Annotated in this window: 1 protein-coding gene; it reads left to right on the top strand. The window is 70.1% G+C overall.

The features are described 5' to 3' along the window. Positions 1–495, top strand: a 495-nt coding sequence (locus J8I87_RS44205) for a helix-turn-helix domain-containing protein (protein ID WP_245254637.1), incomplete at both ends; no start/stop codon positions are given.

The raw sequence follows: 495 nt of genomic DNA, 5'->3' as shown, positions 1-495 counted from the left end.
CTGGGACGATCACGATGACGATGCGCGAGGTGGACCGGTTCAAGGTCATTCAGGCGGTGACCGAGTGTCGGCTCAAGCCAGGTCAGGCGGCTGAACGGCTGGGACTGGGCGTGCGCCAGGTGGAGCGGCTGGTGCAGCGGTATGCGGCGGCCGGCGCGGCGGGACTGGTGTCGGGCAAGCGCGGGCGTCCCGGGAACCACCAGCTGCCGCCCGGCAAGGCGCAGCGGGCGCTGGCGCTGATCCGCGAGCGCTACGCCGATTTTGGCCCGACGCTGGCGTGCGAGAAGCTGCGCGAATGTCATGGCGTTGAGCTGGCCGTCGAGACGGTACGCACGCTGATGCGGGCTGCCGGGCTGTGGATTCCGCGCAGGGAGCGCCCGCCGAAGGTGTACCAGCCGCGTAACCGTCGTGCGTGCCTGGGCGAACTGATCCAGATCGACGGCAGCGATCACCGCTGGTTCGAGGACAGGGCGCCGGCGTGCACGCTGCTGGTGT

Source organism: Paraburkholderia sp. LEh10 (assembly GCF_017814945.1).
Lineage (GTDB): Bacteria > Pseudomonadota > Gammaproteobacteria > Burkholderiales > Burkholderiaceae > Paraburkholderia.
Note: the sequence above shows the minus strand (reverse complement) of the source record. Positions and strands in the feature narration are given on the sequence as shown.